General features: G+C 64.3%; 16 protein-coding genes. 4 read left to right on the top strand and 12 right to left on the bottom strand.

Going from position 1 to position 21,532, the window contains the following annotated elements:
* The first annotated feature begins 75 nt into the window (after positions 1-75).
* The 3 genes from metH to DEM27_RS20845 all read left to right on the top strand — a co-directional run bounded on the left by metH (position 76) and on the right by DEM27_RS20845 (position 6,237).
* Positions 76-3,840 carry a methionine synthase gene (gene metH / locus DEM27_RS20855; RefSeq protein WP_109460176.1) on the top strand — a complete coding sequence of 1,255 codons (3,765 nt, stop codon included), beginning with the start codon at positions 76-78 and terminating at the stop codon, positions 3,838-3,840.
* A gap of 132 nt (positions 3,841-3,972) precedes the next feature.
* Entirely contained in the window at positions 3,973-5,175 is a 1,203-nt protein-coding gene (locus tag DEM27_RS20850; RefSeq protein WP_109460175.1) for a GGDEF domain-containing protein, read from the top strand.
* A gap of 141 nt (positions 5,176-5,316) precedes the next feature.
* Entirely contained in the window at positions 5,317-6,237 is a 921-nt protein-coding gene (locus DEM27_RS20845; protein WP_245445972.1) for an alpha/beta hydrolase, read from the top strand.
* A 2-nt stretch (positions 6,238-6,239) separates the two neighbouring features.
* Here DEM27_RS20845 and msrA read toward each other — a convergent pair whose 3' ends face one another.
* A complete protein-coding gene (gene msrA, locus DEM27_RS20840; protein WP_109460174.1) occupies positions 6,240-6,935 on the bottom strand; it encodes a peptide-methionine (S)-S-oxide reductase MsrA in 696 nt (231 codons plus the stop codon).
* A 182-nt stretch (positions 6,936-7,117) separates the two neighbouring features.
* Entirely contained in the window at positions 7,118-9,118 is a 2,001-nt protein-coding gene (locus DEM27_RS20835) for a CocE/NonD family hydrolase (RefSeq protein WP_109460173.1), read from the bottom strand.
* A gap of 100 nt (positions 9,119-9,218) precedes the next feature.
* Between DEM27_RS20835 and DEM27_RS20830 the strand changes: the two genes are divergently transcribed.
* Positions 9,219-9,560, top strand: coding sequence for a PAAR domain-containing protein (locus DEM27_RS20830; RefSeq protein ID WP_165823511.1), 342 nt, complete (start codon positions 9,219-9,221; stop codon positions 9,558-9,560).
* Positions 9,561-9,607: 47 nt separating this feature from the next.
* On the opposite strand, the gene DEM27_RS20825 is transcribed toward DEM27_RS20830, so the two are convergent.
* The 10 genes from DEM27_RS20825 to DEM27_RS20780 all read right to left on the bottom strand — a co-directional run bounded on the left by DEM27_RS20825 (position 9,608) and on the right by DEM27_RS20780 (position 21,337).
* Complete coding sequence (locus DEM27_RS20825; RefSeq protein ID WP_109460171.1) at positions 9,608-10,039, bottom strand: PIN domain-containing protein; 432 nt, start codon at positions 10,037-10,039, stop codon at positions 9,608-9,610.
* Entirely contained in the window at positions 10,036-10,263 is a 228-nt protein-coding gene (locus DEM27_RS20820) for a type II toxin-antitoxin system Phd/YefM family antitoxin (protein WP_109460170.1), read from the bottom strand. Before DEM27_RS20820 ends, DEM27_RS20825 begins: the two co-directional genes overlap by 4 nt.
* A 70-nt stretch (positions 10,264-10,333) precedes the next feature.
* Positions 10,334-11,965: an ABC transporter ATP-binding protein gene (locus DEM27_RS20815; protein ID WP_109460169.1), complete on the bottom strand. Its 1,632-nt coding sequence runs from the start codon at positions 11,963-11,965 to the stop codon at positions 10,334-10,336.
* On the bottom strand, positions 11,958-12,785 hold the full coding sequence (locus tag DEM27_RS20810) for an ABC transporter permease (protein ID WP_109460168.1): 828 nt from the start codon (positions 12,783-12,785) through the stop codon (positions 11,958-11,960). Before DEM27_RS20810 ends, DEM27_RS20815 begins: the two co-directional genes overlap by 8 nt.
* Positions 12,782-13,783, bottom strand: coding sequence for an ABC transporter permease (locus tag DEM27_RS20805; RefSeq protein WP_109460199.1), 1,002 nt, complete (start codon positions 13,781-13,783; stop codon positions 12,782-12,784). The genes DEM27_RS20810 and DEM27_RS20805 overlap by 4 nt, the downstream gene beginning before the upstream one ends.
* A 203-nt stretch (positions 13,784-13,986) precedes the next feature.
* The gene (locus tag DEM27_RS20800) at positions 13,987-15,576 is read right to left on the bottom strand and encodes an ABC transporter substrate-binding protein (protein ID WP_109460167.1); all 1,590 of its coding nucleotides are present in this window, start codon (positions 15,574-15,576) and stop codon (positions 13,987-13,989) included.
* Between the two features lie 146 nt (positions 15,577-15,722).
* Positions 15,723-16,505 carry a carnitinyl-CoA dehydratase gene (locus tag DEM27_RS20795; protein WP_109460166.1) on the bottom strand — a complete coding sequence of 261 codons (783 nt, stop codon included), beginning with the start codon at positions 16,503-16,505 and terminating at the stop codon, positions 15,723-15,725.
* Positions 16,502-18,580: an acetate--CoA ligase family protein gene (locus tag DEM27_RS20790; RefSeq protein ID WP_109460165.1), complete on the bottom strand. Its 2,079-nt coding sequence runs from the start codon at positions 18,578-18,580 to the stop codon at positions 16,502-16,504. The genes DEM27_RS20795 and DEM27_RS20790 overlap by 4 nt, the downstream gene beginning before the upstream one ends.
* A 3-nt stretch (positions 18,581-18,583) precedes the next feature.
* Positions 18,584-19,744, bottom strand: a complete 1,161-nt coding sequence (locus DEM27_RS20785) for an acyl-CoA dehydrogenase family protein (protein ID WP_109460164.1) — start codon at positions 19,742-19,744, stop codon at positions 18,584-18,586.
* Positions 19,745-19,846: 102 nt separating this feature from the next.
* Positions 19,847-21,337: a carnitine 3-dehydrogenase gene (locus tag DEM27_RS20780; RefSeq protein WP_109460163.1), complete on the bottom strand. Its 1,491-nt coding sequence runs from the start codon at positions 21,335-21,337 to the stop codon at positions 19,847-19,849.
* Positions 21,338-21,532: the final 195 nt, after the last annotated feature.

Here is a 21,532-nt window from a genome sequence, read left to right as displayed (position 1 = left end):
GTAGATATATAGATATGTTGACATAAAGATATCTTTATGTGATTTTCGCCCACCATTCGAGACGTGAGGTATGCAATGTTTGACGATCTGTTCGAGCCGGCGACGAAGCGTGACGGCGCGGAAATCATGAAGGCGTTGCGGCAGGCTGCCCGCGAACGGATCCTGATCCTCGATGGCGCCATGGGCACACAGATCCAGGGGCTCGGTTTCCACGAGGAGCATTTTCGCGGGCAGCGGTTCATCGGCTGCGCCTGCCACCAGCAGGGCAACAACGACCTCCTGATCCTGACGCAGCCGGATGCGATCGAGGAAATCCACTACCGCTACGCCAAGGCGGGCGCCGACATCCTCGAGACCAACACCTTCTCCTCCACCAGCATCGCCCAGGCGGACTACGAGATGGAGAAGGCGGTCTACGATCTCAACCGCGACGGCGCGCTGCTCGTGCGGCGGGCGGCGCTACGGGCGGAGCGCGAGGACGGCAAGCGGCGTTTCGTCGCCGGCGCCATCGGCCCGACCAACCGGACCGCCTCGATCTCGCCCGACGTCAACAATCCCGGCTACCGCGCCGTCACCTTCGACGACCTGCGGCTTGCTTATGGCGAACAGCTCGACGGGTTGATCGACGGCGGCGCCGACATCATCCTGATCGAGACGATCTTCGATACGCTGAACGCCAAGGCGGCGATCTTCGCCTGCGAGGAGCGTTTCGAGGCCAAGGGTATTCGCCTGCCGGTGATGATTTCGGGCACGATCACCGACCTTTCCGGCCGCACGCTCTCCGGCCAGACGCCGTCGGCCTTCTGGAATTCGGTGCGGCATGCCAACCCGTTCACCATCGGCCTGAACTGCGCGCTCGGCGCCGATGCGATGCGCCCGCACCTGCAGGAGCTGTCCGGCGTTGCCGATACCTTCGTCTGCGCCTATCCGAATGCCGGCCTGCCGAACGAATTCGGCCAGTACGACGAAAGCCCCGACGACATGGCGCGGCAGATCGAGGGTTTTGCCGCCGACGGTCTCGTCAACGTCGTCGGCGGCTGCTGCGGCTCGACGCCGGAGCATATCCGCACCATTGCCGAGGCGGTGGCCGGCCACAGGCCCCGGCAGGTGCCGGAGCACCGGCCGTTCATGTCGCTTTCCGGCCTCGAACCCTTCGAACTCACCAAGGATATTCCGTTCGTCAACGTCGGCGAGCGCACCAACGTCACGGGCTCGGCGAAATTCCGCAAGCTGATCACCAATGCCGATTATACGGCCGCCCTCGACGTCGCCCGCGATCAGGTGGAAAACGGCGCGCAGGTGATCGACATCAACATGGATGAGGGGCTGATCGACTCCGAAAAGGCGATGGTCGAGTTCCTCAACCTGATCGCCGCCGAGCCGGATATCGCCCGCGTGCCCGTGATGATCGACTCTTCGAAGTTCTCGATCATCGAGGCCGGGCTGAAATGCGTGCAGGGCAAGCCGATCGTCAACTCGATCTCGCTGAAGGAAGGTGAGGAGGCGTTTCTCCGGCAGGCGCGGCTGGTGCGCAATTATGGTGCCGCGGTCGTCGTCATGGCCTTCGACGAGACGGGGCAGGCGGATACCTATGCCCGCAAGGTGGAGATCTGCAGCCGCGCCTACAAGCTCCTGACGGAAGAGGCGGGGCTGGCGCCGGAAGACATCATCTTCGATCCCAACATCTTCGCCGTGGCGACGGGTATCGAGGAGCACAACAATTACGGCGTCGATTTCATCGAGGCGACGCGGACGATCCGCGAGACGATGCCGCTGGTGCATATCTCCGGCGGCGTCTCCAACCTGTCCTTCTCCTTCCGCGGCAACGAGCCGGTGCGCGAGGCGATGCATGCCGTGTTCCTCTACCACTGCATCCAGGTCGGCATGGACATGGGCATCGTCAATGCCGGGCAGCTGGCGGTCTACGATACCATCGACCCCGAGTTGCGCGAGGCCTGCGAAGACGTCGTGCTGAACCGCCGCGCCGACGCCACCGAACGCCTGCTCGACGTCGCCGAGCGGTTCCGCGGCGCCGGCACGCGCGAAGCCAAGGCGCAGGATCTCGCCTGGCGCGAGTGGCCGGTGGAAAAACGCCTCGAACATGCGCTGGTCAACGGCATCACCGAATATATCGAGGCCGATACCGAGGAGGCGCGCCTTGCCGCCGACCGGCCGCTGCATGTCATCGAGGGACCGCTGATGGCCGGCATGAACGGCGTCGGCGACCTGTTCGGGGCCGGCAAGATGTTCCTGCCGCAGGTGGTGAAGTCCGCCCGGGTGATGAAGCAGGCTGTCGCCGTGCTCTTGCCCCATATGGAGGAGGAGAAGCGGCTGAACGGCGGCAGCGAGCGCCAGTCGGCCGGCAAGGTGCTGATGGCGACGGTGAAGGGCGACGTCCACGATATCGGCAAGAACATCGTCGGCGTCGTGCTCGCCTGCAACAATTACGAGATCATCGACCTCGGCGTCATGGTGCCGGCGACGAAGATCCTGGAGACGGCGGTGGCCGAGAAGGTCGATATCATCGGCCTGTCGGGACTGATCACGCCGTCGCTCGACGAGATGGTGCATGTGGCCGCCGAGATGGAGCGCCAAGGCTTCGATATCCCGCTGCTGATCGGCGGCGCGACTACCAGCCGCGTACACACCGCCGTCAAGATCCATCCGGGCTACAAGGCGGGCCAAGCGGTCTACGTCACCGACGCTTCGCGTGCCGTCGGCGTCGTTTCGGCGCTGCTTTCGCCCGACAGCCGCGGCGGCTACATCGAAACCGTCCGGGCAGAATATGCCAAGGTGGCGGCGGCGCATGCGCGCAACGAGGCGGAAAAGGTGCGCCTGCCGCTCTCGCGGGCGCGTGAAAATCCCGAAAAGGTCGATTGGGGCGCCTACAGGCCGACGACCCCGCAATTCCTCGGCACGCGCATCTTCGAAAGCTATGATCTCGCCGAACTGGCGCGCTACATCGACTGGACGCCGTTCTTCCAGACATGGGAGCTGAAGGGACGCTTCCCGGCGATCCTCGACGACGAAAAGCAGGGCGAGGCGGCACGCCAGCTTTATGTCGATGCGCAGGCGATGCTGGCGAAGATCATCGATGAAAACTGGTTCCGCCCGCGTGCCGTCGTCGGTTTCTGGCCGGCCGGTGCCGAAGGCGACGACATCCGCCTGTTCACCGACGAGAGCCGCTCGACGGAGCTTGCCACCTTCTACACGCTGCGCCAGCAGCTTTCCAAGCGCGACGGCCGGCCGAACGTCGCCCTGTCGGATTTCGTCGCGCCGGTTGCAAGCGGCGTGAAGGATTATGTCGGCGGTTTCGTCGTCACCGCCGGCATAGAGGAAGTGGCGATCGCCGAACGGTTCGAGCGGGCGAACGACGACTATTCCTCGATCCTCGTCAAGGCGCTGGCCGACCGTTTCGCCGAGGCCTTCGCAGAGTGCATGCACGAGCGTGTTCGCCGGGAATTCTGGGGTTACGCCCCGGATGAGGATTTTCCGACGGAGGAGCTTGCGATGGAGCCTTATGGCGGCATCCGTCCCGCACCCGGCTATCCGGCCCAGCCTGACCATACCGAAAAGGAAACGTTGTTCCGGCTGCTGGATGCCGAGGCTGCGACGGGGGTCCGGCTGACGGAAAGTTATGCCATGTGGCCGGGCTCTTCCGTTTCCGGCCTCTATATCGGCCATCCCGCCAGCTATTATTTCGGCGTCGCGAAGGTGGAGCGCGACCAGGTGGAGGATTACGCCAGCCGCAAGGGCATGCCGGTGGTCGAGGTCGAGCGCTGGCTGGGGCCGGTCCTGAATTATGTGCCGGCCGCCGCCGTGGTCGATGACGCGGCCTGACCAGCCGCTGCTGCCGGCTTTCCGGCGGCGGCCGGTTCCGGCAGGTCGCATGCCGTTTTCTTAACATTTTGTCTCTACGCTGCTTTCCCGAAACCGCCGTATCTTGTCGAGTGCGTTGACAGCAGAGGAAAGATGGAATCGGATAATTTCGCTTTTCTGCTGCCGTTCGTCATGCTGGCATTCGGCTGCACCTTCATGATCGTCAGCCGCTGGCGCGTTCAGCCGGCGCGATCGTGGGGCTGTGCCTTCCTGCTGATCTTCCTGGCTTTCTCGGCGCCGCTGATCTTTTCCCGCTTGCCGTTTCCCCAGCAGGCGATCATCAGCAATGCCCTGTTCCTGGCCGGGTTCTATTTTTACGGCGAGGCCGTGCTGCGGCGTTTCGGAACGAAGCGTTATCCTGTGCTGCGCGTGAGCTTCGCGGTCGCGGTGCTTGCCGTCGTCGCTCATGCCATCTTCGTTGAACACAATCTGCGCGCCGAACTTCTGGCCGGCGACCTGGGATGTGCCGGTCTGCTGCTCTTCCCGCTGCTGCTGACGCTGCGCAAGGCGCGTCATGTGCTCGACAAGGTGTTGTTGTTGGTCGTCGGCCTGGTCGTGACGGAAACGCTGGTGCGTGCCTCGATCTACCTGACGAGCGTTCCCGCCAAGGGCTTCGGCGATTTCCTGGCCTCGGACTATGCTTTCGTGATGCAGGTCGGTGCCGGCGTTCTCGGCCTCGTACTGGCGCTGACGGCGCTCGCCGGAGTCGGGCTGGATCTGATCCTTCATTATCGGGAAGCAGCGGAGCAGGACCCGCTCACCGGCCTTCTCAACCGTCGTGGATTCGAGCGCCTGGTCCAAAACCTGGACAAGGACTGGCACCAATCCGGTGCAGCCATCATCTGCGATATCGACCACTTCAAGTTCGTCAACGATACCTACGGCCATGCCACCGGCGACCGGGTGATCGCCGGCGTCGCGGAACTCCTGCGCCGGCACCTGCCGGAAGGAATTGCGATTGCCCGTTTCGGCGGCGAGGAATTCGTCATCCTTTTGCCGGAGCACAGCCTCGGTGAGGCCGGTGCGCTGGCCAATCTGCTGCGCCTCAACCTTGCGGCGCGGGACTGGAGCGGCCTGGGCTTCCATCGCCAGATCACCGCAAGTTTCGGTGTGGCCGGGGTGGCGCCGGGCGATCATTCGCCGCACGATGCCATCGCCCGGGCCGACAAGCAGCTGTATGCCGCCAAGGTCAACGGCCGCAACACCGTCATGATGGAAGGCATTTCTTCGGTGGAAGAGCCGGCGCTGCACATCGTGCCTCAGCCCCGAAAGAGCGGCGAGGGCGCGTCGAAATAGGGCCTTGCCGCCTCTCCTGAGAGATCGATTCACCTGCTTGCGACAGTGATTCAACATGCTGGCAAGCTGATTCAGCTTGCCGCGCCAGCCTCTTGTTTCTCCAGAGAAGAACGGGCATCGTTTCGCAAACGGGAGCAATATATGCTGGACAAGATGGTACGGCCGATGCCGGCGGAGGAGGGCATCCTGGCTTTCCTCAAGCGGTGTGACGCTTTTTATCCGCCGGATGCGGTCAACGGCACGATCGAGGAGCAGCGCGGCTGGTACGATGCGCTCTGTGCCGATTTTTCCCCACCGCTGCCGGAAGGCCTGTCGAAGCGCGACGACATTTTGGGCGGGGTGACGGTCCGCCATTATACGCCGGCGGATATGCGCACCGGGACGCGGCTTCTCTATCTGCATGGCGGCGGTTTTGTCGTCGGCTCGCTGGAAAGCCATGATGCGATCTGCGCCGAGCTTTCCCATGGCGTCGGCGCGGCGCTGACCGCCGTCGATTACCGGCTGGCGCCGGAACATGTCTGGCCTGCCCAGACCGACGATTGTTACGGTGTGCTGAAACAGCTGCTCGGCGAGGGGCTGCAGGTCGTGCTGGTCGGCGACAGCGCCGGCGGCAATCTCGCCGCGGGGCTGGCGTTGCGGGCACGGGCGGACGGGCTTTCCGGCATCGTCGGCCAGGCGTTGATCTATCCGGCGCTCGGCGGCGATCTCGTGTCGGGCTCCTATGTGGAGATGGCCGACGCGCCCGGCCTGACGACGGCCGACGTGAAATATTATCGTGACATCCTGCAGGCGCCGGCGGATGCCGAGGTGGCCCACCCCTTGCGCACGGCCTCCGTCGCCGGCCTGCCGCCGACCTACATCACCGTGGCGCATTACGATCCCCTGCGTGACGACGGTGCCAACTATGCCGCGCGGCTGGCCAAGGCGGGCGTGGAAGTGTGGTATCGCGACGAACCGCAGATGGTGCACGCCTGGTTGCGGGCGCGTCACATGAGCGACGGTGCGAAGGCCGGTTTTCGCGCGCTGGTGGTTGCCGTCAGCCGGTTTGCCGGCACGCTCTGATGTCAGCCCTTGGCTTTCAGCACCAGCACCGGCTCGTTGCGGAAGGCGCCGGGAAACAGCAGGCGCAGGTTCTCGATCTTCGGCATGTCATTGAAGAGGATGTAGGGATAGGTCGGGTTGAGCGTCAGGAAATCCTGGTGATACGCCTCGGCGGGGAAGAAGCCCCTGTTGTCGGAGACCTGGGTGACGATCGGCTCGGCGAAGACGTGGGTGTCGTCGAGCTGGGCGATATAAGCTTTGGCGATCTTTTCCTGTTCGCCGTTCGTCACGAACAATGCCGAGCGATATTGCGTGCCGTGATCCGGCCCCTGGTAATTGAGCTGGGTCGGATTGTGGGCGACCGAGAAGAAGATCTGCAGCAACTGGCCATAGGTCACCTTGGCCGGATCGTAGCTCACCTCGACGGCTTCCGCATGGCCCGTCGTTCCGGTGCTGACCATGCTGTAATCCGCATCCTCCTTGCGTCCGCCGGCATAACCCGAGACCGCCGCGGTGACGCCGTTGACATGCTGGAAGACACCCTGCACGCCCCAGAAACAGCCGCCGGCGAACACCGCCTTTTCCTGCCCGGGTTTTCTGGCTTCGTCGAGGGCGGGCGGCGGAATGATGATCGCCTCTTCCGCGCCGATCGCCGGCACGCACGACAACAGGACAGCGAGGGATGCTGCGGACAGGGCAAGGGATACGGGTCTGATCATGACGGTCTCCTCGTTCGCGGCCGAGGTTTGCGTACCGGCCGCAGGAGGTCAAATCGCAACGCCGTGATACACGCGGATGTGACGGCGGTTTCGGCAGCGGTGCGTTTCAATCGGGACACGGAGAGGGAGGCAGGCGGCACCTTCTGCGAAAGCCCTCGGGCCCAGTTGGATAGGAAAAACGGTTACATGAAGTCGCGCGGAATGCGTTTTTCGAAGGTCTTTTCGAAGATCTGCGCCTCGTCCTCGTAAGCCTTCACCTCGGCGCTGATCAGCCATTCGTCGGCGGAGCAGGCGATGCGGGCGGTCGAGACGGTGCGCACGAACCAGTTCGGCCTCCGCATGTCGCAGGTCCAGGTCGAAACACCCGTCATGGACAGCGGATCGTCCGGGCTGATCGACCAGAGTTCTTCGCGCAACTGCCGTGTCGCGAGACCGTTGCCGGGATGTTCGAACAGGCCGGTGTCCTCGTGGATGCGGTACTCGGAGCGGTTTTCCGTCAGGTTGCGGGTGACGCTGCGTTGCGTCGCCGCCGGCGCGTGCTCGATATAGTGCGGCAGCGGATCGGGATCGTCCGGTTCCTTGACGGTGATCCTGTCGTGGGTGCCGAGTTTCGGCAGGGCGAAACCGAGCGAAGCCATGTCGATGCTGACGCCCGGATCGGTCGGCGGCGGCAGGATCATCGGCCAGTAGGATGTCGAGATCGACAGGCGGATGCGGTGGCCCTTGCGGAAGCGGTAACCGCAGGCATCGAGCTCGATGCGGACCATCGCCTTCTCGCCCCTGGGCATGGCCTGCGGCTCGGCATAGCTGTCGCGGTGGGCGAGGTTGAGCACGCCGAAGGAGACGCGGGTTGCCGTGCCGTCCGGATGGACGTCGACGAGGCGGGCGCAGAGATTGGCCCGGTCGGCGTCGCAGGCAACGGTCATCGCCAGCACCGGCCGGCCGAGCACGTCGAGGTCGGCCTCCAGCACCTCGCCTTCGATGACCAGCGAGCCGGCATCGTCGCCGCGCTGGTCGATGGCCATCTCGACATCGGGTTTCAGGGTGAAATATTCGCCGGACGCCGTGCCGGTATCGAGCGGCGAGCGGATGTAGCGGTCATGGTCGTGGGCGCCGGGGATCGGATTGCCGGGGATGAGCATGCGGAACTGGTCGGCGTAGAAATTCATCATCTCGGGTGCCTGCCAGCGATCCTTGCCGATCCAGAAACCGGGGTCGACATCGCGGCGCGGGGCAGGGCGGATGCCGTCGAGGATGTAGGCGCGCACCTGCGGCAGGGTGTCGATGCCGTTTTCCTCGCCGCGCAGCCAGCGGTTCCACCAGGCGATCGCCTCGCCGGTGAAATCGGCGCGCGGCTTCGGCCAGGCGAAATGCGGATATTTGTGCACCCAGGGGCCGATCAGCGCCTTGGCCTTGTCTCCAAGGCCCTCGACGGCGCGGATCGGCGTGTTGCGGTAGCCGTCCGCCCAGCCGGCGATGACCATGGCCGGCACGGCGACGTCGTCGAAATTCTCGCCGATCGAACCGTGTTTCCAGAAATCGTCGCGGCGCTGGTGGGTCAGCCATTCCTCCAGGAAGAAGGGTTCGTTTTCCAGCCGCTCCAGCCACATCTCCTTCCAGCGGTTGCCGGTCAGCTCCGGGTCCGGCGAGCGCGACTGGTAGGCGAGCATGGTCGCCGCCCAGGAGAGCTGGGCGGAAAGATGTGTGCCGTTCTTGTAGTGGATGTCGTCGTTGTAGCGGTCGACGGTGGAGGCGATCGAGATCACTGCCTTGAGCGCCGGCGGGCGCAGGGCCGCGACCTGCAGGCAGTTGAAGCCGCCCCAGGAAATGCCCATCATGCCGACCGAGCCGTTCGACCAGGATTGCGCGGCGATCCAGGCGATCAACTCGCAGGCATTCGCCAGTTCGAGCGGCGTGTATTCGCCGTCGATGACGCCATCCGATTCGCCCGAGCCGCGGATGTCGACGCGCACGCCGGCGATGCCGGCGGCGGCAAAGACCGGATAGGTCGATTCATCGCGCAGGCAGGTTCCGTCACGCTTGCGATAGGGCAGGAATTCGAAAACGGCGGGCACCGGGTCTTGACCGGCGCCGTCCGGCATCCAGATACGGGCGGAGAGGCGCGTGCCGTCCTTCAGCGTGATCCATTCGTTCTCAAGCACGGTGAAGCTGCGTTCGGTCATGGTCGTGTCCATTTCGGGCGGTAGGGGTATGGTGTTTCGAATATGCGTCACGCGGGGCGGAGAGTCCCACGCGGCATCGGGTTTTGAAAGCGGAGGGATTATGATGCGGAAATTGGCGATTTTGGCGGCGGCGATGTCGATGGCGGTTCTGACGCCCGTCCGGGCGCAGGACGCGCCGACACCCATTCCCGCCTGCGCCATGAGCGGGGCGACCAGCGTGATGTTCAACGGCAAGCCCGCCTTGCGGCTGAGCGACGTCATCAACTGCCCGCCGGAGAGCTACCAGATCGTCCAGAGCGTCATGATCGAAGGCCAGCCGATGGTACAGTTCAAGCCGGCTGCCGGCGAGAAGGGCAACTGCACCGTCAAGCCGAGCAACGACATCACGGTCGAAGGCAAGGCGACGCAGGCGCTGGGCGACGTGACCTGCACGACGAATTGAGGTCGCAAGGGCGGGCTGCCGTAGCCCCGGTTTCGGCAGCGCGTTCATCACGGGTCCGGCAGGTGCTGCTGGGGATCGATGAAATGAACATCCATCAGACGGAAATGCCGCTCGCGGGTCGTGACGATCGTCAGGCCGCGACGGCTGGCGGTGGCGGCGATGGCCGCGTCCTCGAAGGTCGGTGCAGCACCGCTGCGGCGCGCCTTGTCGAGCAGGTTGCCGGATAGCCGGGCCGTTTCGATATCCAGCGGCAGGAAACGATCGCTGTAGAGATGGCGCATCAGGTCCAGCCAGGCGCTGCGGTCCGTTCCGCCCTTGCCGGTTTCCATCGCAAGGCTGCCGCGCTCTATCTCGGCCAGCGTGACGACGGACAGGAACAGCCTGTCGGAGGCCCGCACCAGCCAGGATTTCAGCGCTTGTCGCATGCCGACGCTTTCGCCTGACGGTGCGACGATGCTGGTGTCGAGCAGGTAGTTCACGCGCCACCGTCCTTGCCGGGAGCCTCGTCGTCCTCGCCGAGCGGCGAATGCGCCAGCAGCCAGCCGAAGGACGGCACCTTGGCCAGCCGCTCGTATTCCGAAAAGGAAATGATCACGGCTTCCTTGCGGCCATGGCGGGTCACGATCGTGCCCACACCCTGCATCGCTTCATCGACGATGGAGGAGAGGCGCGCCTTGACGTCCTTGAGCTGAATTTCCCGCATGCGCTTTTCCTTTGTGGTCAGGCCATCCGATCCTGCGTCTTCCTCCCGTTTCGACGCGTGTCCGTTTCCGTCAATTTCCGGCGCTCTCCATGCGCCGTGTCGCCAGCACCCGTTCCAGCCAGCCGATTTCCATCTCCGGCACCGATTTCAGCAAAAGGTCGGTGTAGTCGTCGAACGGCGGCGAGAGCACGGTGCGTTTCTGGCCGAACCGCACCAGCTTGCCGCGATGCATGACGGCGACGGAATCGGCGATGGCACGGACGATGGCGATGTCGTGGGTGATGAAGACGTAGGAGAGCTGGCTCTCCTCCTGCAGCCGCATCAGAAGCTTCAGGATGCCTTCCGCCACCAGCGGGTCGAGCGCCGAGGTCGGTTCGTCGCAGAGGATGAGTTCCGGCTTGGCGGCGAGCGCCCTGGCGATGGCGACACGCTGCTTCTGGCCGCCCGACAGTTCGGCCGGATAACGATCGACGAAGCCGGAGGCCATTTCGATCTGCTCCAGCAGTTCCTTGACGCGGGCGGTCTTGGCCGCGCCGCGCAGGCCGTAATAGAAGGTCAGCGGCCGGCCGATGATATCGCGCACCGTCTGGCGCGGGTTCATGGCCGTATCCGCCATCTGGTAGATGAGCTGGATGCGGCGAAGGTCGTCGCGCGAGCGGCCGGACAGGGCTGCCGACATCGGTTTGCCGTCGAAGGTGACGGTGCCGGACAGCGGCGGCAGGAGGCCGGTGATGACACGCGCCAAGGTCGACTTGCCGGAGCCGGATTCACCGACGACGGCCAGCGTCTGGCCCTTCGGCAGGTGCAGCGAGACGTCGTGCAGCACCTTGAAGCCGTTGGGATAACCGGCGGTGATATTTTCCACCTTCAAGAGCGTGCCGGATTGGTCCTGCGCTTCCTCCTTGCCGGTCTGGCGGACATTGACGAGGGCGCGGGTATAGTCCTGCCGCGGCTCCTCGATGATCTGCCGCGCCGTGCCGTATTCCACCGTCTTGCCGTGGCGCAGCACCATGATGTCGTCGGAGATCTGGGCGACCACGGCGAGGTCGTGGGTGATGTAGAGGGCGGCGGTATGGGTTTCTTCGATCGCGTGCTTGATGGCGGCCAGCACGTCGATCTGGGTGGTGACGTCGAGCGCCGTGGTCGGTTCGTCGAAGACGATCAGCTCCGGGTTGGAGCAGAGCGCCATCGCCGTCATGGCGCGCTGCAACTGCCCGCCGGAGACCTGGTGCGGAAAGCGGTCGCCGAACCCTTCCGGATTGGGCAGGCCGAGGACGCGGAACAGGTAGAGCGCCCGTTCGCGCGCCTTCTCCCTGGTCATCAGGCCGTGCCTGACGCTGGCCTCGATCACCTGGTCGCCCAGCTTGTGGGCCGGGTTGAAGGCGGCGGCGGCCGATTGCGCCACGTAGCAGACGCGGGCGCCGCGCACCTTTCGGATGCCGCCCTTGCCCATCGCCAGGATGTTCTGGCCGTCGAGCAGCACCTCGCCGCCGGTGATCTCGGCGCCGCCGCGGCCATAGGCCAGCGCCGAAAGCCCGATGGTCGACTTGCCGGCGCCGGACTCGCCGATCAGGCCGAGCACCTTGCCCTTCTCAAGGTCGAGCGAGACGCCGTCGACGATGGTCACCCGTTTCGGCGGCTCGCCGGGCGGATAGCTGGTCGCCTCGATCTTCAGGTTGCGGATCGACAGAAGCTCAGGCATCGCCGCGCCCTCCCTTGAGGCTGGAAGTCCGTTTCAAAAGCCAGTCGACGACGAGGTTGACGCAGATCGCCAGCGCCGCAATCGCCCCGCCGGGGACCAGCGCCGCCGGGATGCCGAAGATGATGCCGTCCTTGTTGTCCTTGACCATGCCGCCCCAGTCGGCGGCCGGCGGCTGGATGCCGAGGCCGAGGAAGGAGAGGGTGGAGAGGAACAGGATCGAGAAGGCGAAGCGCAGGCCGAATTCGGCCAGCAGCGGCGACAGCGTGTTCGGCAGGATCTCGCGGAAGATGATCCACAGCCGGCCTTCGCCGCGCAGCTTGGCGGCCTCGACGAATTCCATGACGGCGACGTCGAGCGCCACGGCGCGGCCGAGGCGGTAGACGCGGGTGCTGTCGAGCACCGCCATGACGAGGATCAGGATCAGCAGGTTCTGCGGCAGAACCGCCAGCACCACCAGCGCGAAGATCAGCGTCGGGATCGACATCATCAGGTCGTTGAAGCGCGAGAAGACGGTATCGATGATGCCGCGGGAGACGGCGGCGGTGAACGACAGCAGGATGCCGAGCGAAAACGAGATGATCGTGGCGGCGAGCGCCACGAAGAGTGTCGTGCGCGCGCCGTAGATGACGCGGGAAAGCAGGTCGCGGCCGAGATTGTCGGTGCCGAGGAGGTAGGTGTTCCCCATCGGCTCCCAGACGCCGGCGACGATTTCGCTTTCGCCATGCGGCGCGAGCCAGGGGGCGAAAATCGCGAAGATGAAGGCCAGCACGATGCCGGCGATGCCGATCCAGGCGGTGATGGGAATATCGCGCAATCTCATCTCGGGTGCCTCAGTCTGGGATTGGCGACGATGGCGATGATATCGGCCAGCATGTTGAGCAGGATGTAGAAGGCGGCGAAGATCAGGCCGCAAGCCTGCACCACCGGCATGTCGCGCACCGTTACGGCATCGACCATGTATTGCCCCATGCCGGGATAGACGAAGACCACCTCGACCACCACGACGCCGACGACGAGATAGGCGAGGTTGAGCGCCACGACGTTGACGATCGGCGCGATGGCGTTCGGGGCGGCGTGCTTGACGATGGCGCGGAAGGCGCCGAGGCCCTTGAGTTCCGCCGTTTCCATATAGGCCGACGACATCACCGACAGGATCGCCGCCCGCGTCATGCGCATCATGTGGGCGAGCACGACGAGCACCAGCGTCGCCGCCGGCAGTGCGATCGCCTTCAGCCGGTCGACGAAGCTCATGCCTTCGAAGACCGTTGCCGGGAAGGTGGCGATGCCGAGATTGACGGCGAAGAACAGGATCAGCAGGTAGCCGATGAAGAATTCCGGCAGCGAGATCGCCGCCAGCGAAATGACGTTGATGACCTTGTCCGGCACCCGGTTGCGGAAATGCACCGAGACCATGCCGAGGGCGATCGCCAGCGGCACCGAGACCAGCGCGGCGAAAAAGGCGAGGAACAGCGAATTGCCGAGCCTGTTGCCGATCTGCTCGCTGACCGAGTTGCGGCTGGCCCAGGAGGTGCCGAAATCACCCTGCAGGGCGTTGCCGAGCCATTCGAAATAACGGGTCGTCACCGGCCGGTCGAGGCCGAGCTGGCTGCGGATGTTTTCAACCGCCTGCGGCGTCGCCGACTGGCCGAGATAGGTGGTGGCGAAATCGCCGGGCAGCGCCTCGACGCCGGCAAAGATAAGCACGGAAACGGCAAGCAGGAGCACGGCGCTCAACCCCAGGCGCTGAAGGATCAGCGCCAGAAGCGGATAACGCTCCCGGAATTTCCGCGCAGGCAAGCCGCTGGGCTCTGACGTCATGGTCATGGGCGGATCACTCGCTCTGAAAGAAAACCGAAGATCGTCTGCGGAGAGTGCCTCCGCAGACGTATTCCTGGTGTCGCAGGCCTTCTGAGCATTCCCGCTTTTTGGAAAACGCAGGAATGCTCTATGCTTTTGACGCAATTCCGGACGCAAAACCGCTGCGCACTTTTGCTGGAATAGCGCTCAGGCCCGTCTTCAGATCAGCTTTCCAGCCAGACGCGGCTGGCGACGAAGCCGTTCGACATGTCGTTGCCGATGTCGTGGACGTAACCCTTCACCTGCTTGGTGGAGGCATTCACGAAGTCGTTGAACATCGGCAGGATCAGGCCGCCTTCGTCGCGCACCATCATCGCCATGGTGCGGTACATGTCCTTGCGCTTGGCCTCGTCCAGTTCGGCGCGGGCTTCGAGCAGGATCTTGTCGAAGTCCGGGCGCAGGAAGCGGGTGTCGTTCCAGTCCGCCGTCGAGAGATAGGCGGTGGAATACATCTGGTCCTGAGTCGGGCGTCCGCCCCAGTACGAGGTCGAGAAGGGCTGGACGTTCCAGACGTTCGACCAGTAGCCGTCACCCGGCTCGCGCTTGACCTCGATGTTGATGCCGGCCTTCTTGGCGCTATCCTGGTAGAGCACTGCGGCATCGACGGCGCCCGGGAAGGCGACTTCCGAGGTACGCATCAGAACCGGGCCGCTGTGGCCGGACTTCTTGTAGTGGAAGGAGGCCTTGTCCGGATCGTAGGCGCGCTGCTCGATGCCTTCCGGGAAGAGGGCATAGGTTTCGTTGATCGGGAAGTCGTTGCCGACCTTGCCGTAGCCGCCGAGGATCTTCTGCACCATGGTCTCGCGGTCCATGGCGTATTTCAACGCCATGCGCAGGTCGATATTGTCGAACGGCGCCGTGTTGCAATGCATGATGAAGACGTAGTGGCCACGGCCGGAGGTGTTGAGGATCTCGACGTTCGGCGCGCGCTTCAGCAGGCTGACGGTCTTCGGGTCGACGCGGTTGATATAGTGCACCTGGCCGGAGGACAGGGCGGCGATGCGTGCGGTCGCATCGTTCATCGCGATGATCTCGACGGAATCGACGTGACCGCGGTCGCTGCGCCAATCCTCGGCGTTCTTTTCGAAGGTGGCGCGCACGCCGGCTTCGAAGTTCACGACCTTGTAGGGACCGGTGCCGATCATCGCGTTCGGATCGTCGAGGCCGCCGTTCGGCTGGATGACGAGGTGGTAGTCGGTGAGCAGCAACGGCATGTCGGCGTTGCCTTCGGTGAGCGTCAGGACGAGGTTTTCACCGTCGGCCTTGACTTCCTTGATCGACTTCATGACGCCGAGCGCGCCGGATTCCGACTTCTCGTCGGTGTGGCGCTTCAACGTGGCGATGACGTCATCGACCGTCAGGTCCTTGCCGTTGTGGAACTTGACGCCCTTGCGGATCTTGAAGGTCCAGGTTGCCGCATCGGCGGACGGTTCCCAGGATTCGGCCAGCGCCGGTACGGGCGCGCCGGTCAGCGGCTCGGATTCCACCAGCATGTCGCCCCAGCAGCGGCCGACGACGAACATGAACTGCGACAGCGCCTTTGCCGGGTCCTTGGAGTCGGTCGCCGCCGCACCTTCGAGGCCGAGCTTCAGCGTGCCGCCCTTCTTGGGCTCCTGCGCCTCGGCGCTTGCGGCAAACAGATGGGTCGCTGCCGTCAGCGTCAGGCCGGCAGCCATGGCGCGGCCCATGAACTCGCGGCGGTTCATGCCCCCGGCGGTGACGCGACCTGCGAGATATTTGGTAAAATCGTTCATTTCCCTGTTCCCTTTCTTTGTGGTGATCTGTTCTTTTTATGATGATCGGTCACCTTCAAGCCGTTGTTCCCAAGGATTTTCCTCTTCTCCTCGGGCGGCTTGCCGGTGATTAGGCCCGCAAATTCATTGCGGGGTCAAGCTTTCGTTTACTTTCCTTTCCACACCGGATCGCGCTTTTCCGCAAAGGCGACGGCGCCTTCCAGCTGGTCCTCGCTGGAATAGAGGATATCGACGGTGCGCAATTGGCGCTGGGTTATCTTGTTCATCGCCGTCTGGAAGTCCGAGCCTTCGGCGACGCGGACCACTTCCTTGATGGCCGCATAGACGAGCGGCGGGCCGCTTTCGAGCAGGCGGGCGAGTTCCCAGGCGCGCTCCATCAGCTTGTCGGCGGGCAGGATCTCGTTGACGAAACCCCATCGGTTGCCTTCCTGCGCATCCAGCCAGCGACCGGTGAACAACATGTCCATGGCGATGTGATAGGGAATGCGCTTCGGCAGCTTGATCGAGGCGGCATCCGCAACCGTGCCGGAGCGGATTTCCGGCAGGGCGAAGGTCGCGTGTTCGGCGGCGAGGATCAGGTCCGTGGACAGGGCGATCTCGAAGCCACCGCCGCAGCAGATGCCGTTGATCGCCGCGATGATCGGCTTGTTGAGGTCGCGCAGTTCCTGCATGCCGCCGAAACCGCCGACGCCGTAATCGCCGTCTGGCGCATCGCCGGCCGCGGCCGCCTTCAGGTCCCAGCCGGCGCAGAAGAATTTTTCGCCGGCGCCGGTGATGATGGCGACGCGCAATTCGGGATCGTCGCGGAAATCGCGAAAGATCTCGCCCATCTTGCGGCTGGTCGGGAAATCGATGGCATTGGCCTTCGGTCGGTCCATGGTGACTTCGAGAATGCCGCCGACGCGTCGAGTGCGAACGGGGTCGCTCATGATGCTTTCCTCCTTCGCCTGATCAGGGCATCCGCCGCGACCACTCCCTGGCCTACGGGCAATACCATCACAGGATTGATATCCAGTTCTTCGATGTTTGAAGCGTTTGAAACGACATAATCTGCCGCTGATGCGACGGCGGCGACAAGAGCGACGATATCGCCTTTCGGCTGGCCGCGATAACCGCCGAGCAGCTTCGAAACCTTCAGGCCGGCGATGGCGGAGCGGATATTGGCCGGTGTCGTCGGCAGCGTCAGCAGAGCGGCATCGTCCAGCAGTTCCACTAGAATTCCACCGGCACCGACCGTCAGCACCGGGCCGGCGACCGGGTCGCGCATGGCGCCGATGATGATTTCCGCCACCGGCTTGCCGACCATCTTTTCGACCAGGAAACCGCTGGCGACGTCCTTCATCGTTTCGGCGGCCTGCTGCACGGCATCCGGTGTCGCCAGGTTCAGCTTTACGGCGCCCGCCTCGGTCTTGTGGGCGACGCCGAGGCCCTTCAACGCCACCGGGAAACCGATCATTTCGGCGCCGCGGACGGCCTCCTCCGGCGTTTCGGCGATCCAGCCCTTCGGCACCGGCATGCCGGCGGCCGCAAGTTCGGCCTTGGCATCGGCTTCCGTCACCGTGATGCTGTCGCCATCGATCAATTCCGACTTGAGAAGCGGTTCCTGCGATGGTTTCGCCCAGGCGACGGCGATGGCCGCCGCCGTCTCGGCTGCAGCAAGCGCCTCGTCGATGCCCATGAAGGGAACGACGCCGTTTTCCACCAGCGTCGTCGCCACGTCTTCCGGCAGGTTCTCGCCCATGGAAGCGACGATGCCGGCATTGGCGCCGGTTGCCTTGTGGGCGGCAATGACGGCGTTCACGGTAGTCATCCAGTCGACCGGGTCGCAGCGGTCGGAGCGCGGGAAATCGAGGATGACGAGGTTCAGCGCATAACCACCCTGCATCATAGTCGAGAAGGCCAGCGTCTGCTTCTCGCCGTTGCCCCAGACGAAGGTGTGGTAGTCGAGCGGATTGGAGATCGTCACCATGGCGCCGAGCGTGTCGCGCAGCGGCTGGTATTGTTCCGGCTTCAGGTCGCGGAAATCGACGTTGCGGCCGACGGCGCTGTCGGCGATCAGCGAGGCCTCGCCGCCGGAGCAGCTCATCGAGGAGATGGCGTTGCTCTCCAGCGTGCCGACGACATGCAGCAGTTTCAACGTTTCCAGAAGCTCGGGCAGCGACTTCACCCGGCCGATGCCGAGCCGTTCCAAGACCGCGCCGGAGACGGTGTCGTTGCCGGCGAGCGATGCGGTGTGCGACACCGTCGCCTTCTGGGCGGCTTCCGACTTGCCCATCTTCAGCGCCACGACCGGCTTCTTCAGCTCGCGGGCGCGGCGGCCGAGCAGTTCCAGCGTTTCGAGATCATCGAAACCCTCGATATGCAGGCCCACTGCTGTGACGCGCGGATCTTCCAGCGCCGCGACGGCCAGTGCCGAGAGGCCGGTCTGCGCCTGGTTGCCGGCGGTCATCAGGTAGGCGAGCGGCAGGCCGCGCATCTGCATCGAGATGTTGCAGGCGATGTTGGAGGATTGCGTCAGCACCGCGACGCCGCGCTCGGTGCGCACCATGCCGTGCTGGTCGGGCCACAGAAGCGCGCCGTCCAGCATGTTGATGAAACCGTAGCAGTTCGGGCCGACGACGGCCATGTCGCCGGCGGCCTCGACCAGCTTCGCCTGCAGTTCGTCGCCGTCAGGCAGTTCCTTGACGGCTTCGGAGAAGCCGGAGGCATAACAGATGGCGCCGCCGGCACCGCGCTCGGAGAGCTGGCGCATGATGTCGATGGTCAGGCCGCGGTTGACGCCGACGAAGGCGGCATCAGGGGCGGCCGGCAGGTCGGCGACGGAACGATAGCATTTGTAGCCGTGCACCTCGTCCTTGGTGGGATGCACCGGCCAGATGTCGCCCTTGTATCCCATCTTCCGGGATTGCTCGACGACGCGGCCGGCCTCCTTGCCGCCGAAGACGGCGATGGATTTCGGGCGGATCAGCCGGTCGAGGGAACCGGGAGCAAGCTGCTTGACCATGCCTTACGCTCCGAACGGCCGCAGCAGGTCGCGGCTGATGATGTGGCGCTGGATTTCCGAGGTGCCGTCCCAGATGCGCTCGACGCGGGCGTCGCGCCAGAAGCGGGCGAGCGGAAGGTCGTCCATCAGGCCCATGCCGCCGAAGATCTGGATCGCCTCGTCGGTGACCTTGGCGAGCATCTCGGTGGCGAAGACTTTTGCCGAGGCGATCTCGCGGTTGGCCGGCAGGCCCTGGTCGAGCCGCCAGGCGGCGGCGAGCGTCAGGTAGTCGGCGGCATCGATCGAGGTGATCATGTCGGCGAGCTTGAAGGAAACGCCCTGGTTGGCGCCGATCGGCTTGCCGAACTGCTTGCGCTCGGCCGCATAGGGCAGGGCGTAGTCGAAGACGCGCCGGGCGCGGCCGACGGAGGTGGCGGCGACGGTGATGCGGGTGGCGTAGAGCCAGTCGTTGGCGATGTCAAACCCCTTGTGCAGCTCGCCGAGGATCTGGGAGGAGGGCAGGCGGCATTCGTCGAAGGTCAGGATGCAGTTCTTGTAGCCGCGGTGCGAGACGGAATTGTAGCCGTCGCGGATCTCGAAACCGGGCGTGCCGCGGTCGACGAGGAAGCAGGTGATCAGCTTTTTCGGGCCGCGCGGCGTCTGCTCCTCGCCGGTGGCGATGAAGACGATGACGAAATCGGCGATGTTGGCATGGCTGATGAAGTGTTTGCTGCCATTGACCACCCAGTCGTCGCCGTCTTGCCTGGCGAAACACTTCATACCGCGCACGTCGGAGCCGGCATCCGGCTCGGTCATGGCGAGCGCATCGAACTTGTCGCCCTTGACCGCTGGCAGCAGGTATTTTTCACGCTGCTCGTCGTTGCAGGCCATCAGGATGCCGGAGGGGCGGCCGAAAAACACGGTGAGGCCCATGGAGCCGCGACCCAGCTCGCGCTCGACAAGGGTGAAGGTCGTGTGATCGAGGCCGGCGCCGCCGACGTCTTCCGGGAAATTGCAGCCGAAGAAGCCGATGTCCTTGCATTTGCGGGCAATTTCCTGGCCGAGTTCCGGCGGCACGAAGCCGGTGCGCTCCACTTCGTCCTCATGCGGATAGATTTCGGTCTCGACGAAATCCCGCACGGTCTTGACGATCATTTCCTGCTCGTCGGTCAATCCGAAATTCATTGTTGTTCTCCCTCCTATTCCTATGTGGGCTTTCCTTCCCCAGCGGAGAGAAGGTGGCCCTTGGGGCCAGATAAGGGGGCCTTGCAGCCCCCTTGATGCCTCTTACCGCTTCTGCCCGACCGCACGCCCGACCCCCTCGGGCTTCGGCAGGCTGGCATGCGCCTCGGTGATGGCGCGCAGCTTCGACAGCACGCTTTCCGGCGCCGAAACCGCCTTGCCGGCCTTGGAGTCGACATGCAGCATCATCTGTTCGGCCGTGGCAACCGCCTCGTTCGTCGCCTTGTTGTAGATGGTCGAGAAGATATGCAGCCGCTTCTCGTCGCTCGACAGCACCTGGCAGGTGGAATAGAGCGCGTCGCCGAGCTTTGCTTCGCCGAGATTGCGGATATGGGTTTCCACCGTATAGTAGCTGTGGCCGTCGCGGACATAGTCGAGATCGACGCCGATCAGCCGCAGGATGCCGTCCGAGGTATCGCCGAACACCTGCAGGTAGCGGTGCTCGGTCATGTGGTTGTTGTAGTCCACCCAGGCGGCGCTGACCTTGGTGTCGATGATGCGGATCGGCTGCGCCTCGCCGAGATCCTTGTCGACCTTCCTGGCATTGGCCCAGAGATAATCCTCGAATTCGGCGAGCAGCTTGCCGGCGCCCCAGCCGCGACCTTCGTCGCCGCCCTTCAGCGCATGCATGATGCCGACGAGGTTCTGGTCGCGGATGCGTTCCAGCTCGCGGATGCCGCGGGCGCCGGACTGGGCGTCGGACTGGTCGGCGATCTTGTCCACGAGCTCCGGCGTCAGGTCGACGACGTCCATCAGCTTGGTCCAGGGCCAGGAGAGGCAGGGACCGAACTGGGCGATGAAATGGCGCATGCCGGCTTCGCCGCCGGCGATGCGGTAGGTCTCGAACATGCCCATCTGTGCCCAACGCATACCGAAGGAGTAGCGGATGACGTCGTCGAGCGTTTCGGTATCGCAGATGTCGTCCTTGATAAGCCACAGGCCTTCGCGCCAGACTGCTTCCAGCAGGCGGTCGCCGACGAAGGCTTCGATCTCCTTCTTGAGGATGACGCCCTTCATGCCGACGGTGGCGAGCTTCGCCTTGGCCTCTTCCAGCGTTTCCTTCGAGGTCTTCTCGCCGCCGACGAGTTCGGCGAGCGGCAGCAGGTAGACCGGGTTGTAGGGATGGGCGACGAACATGCGCTCGGGATGCTTCATGTCACGCTGCAGGTCGGTCGGCAGGATGCCCGAGGTGGAGGAGCCGATTAGCGCCTTGGGGTCGGCGGCCGCATCGATCTGGGTGATGACGCCGCGCTTGAGGTCGACGCGCTCGGGCACGCTTTCCTGAATCCAGTCAGCACCTTGCACGGCTTCCTCGATGCTCCTGACGAAGGTGAGCTTGCCCTTGGGCGGCAGCGGCGCCATGGTCATCATCGCATAGGCGCGTTCGGCATTGGCCAGCACCTCGCCGACGATGCGCTCGGCCTCCGGATGCGGGTCGAACATGGCGACATCGATGCCGCCGAGCAGGAAGCGGGCCGCCCAGGCCCCGCCGATGACGCCGCCGCCGATGCAGGCGGCCTTGTTGATCTTGGTCATGATGTTTTCCGCGCCTTTGAAATTCGAATTCGTGGTGTTGCGAAGCCCCTCATCCGCCCTTCGGGCACCGTCTCCCCGAGGGGAGAAGGGGGAACCTGCTGCTTGCCGTCTGCACAATGCCCATAGCGTTGGGCGATATCCTGTGGTGGTTTACCGAAAAAGCACTGCCGTAGCGGCTCGCTCCCCTTCTCCCCC

The organism is Rhizobium album, assembly GCF_003122325.1.
GTDB lineage: Bacteria > Pseudomonadota > Alphaproteobacteria > Rhizobiales > Rhizobiaceae > Metarhizobium > Metarhizobium album.
The sequence above is the reverse complement of the archived record's forward strand: the minus strand, read 5'-3'. Positions and strand labels throughout refer to the sequence as shown.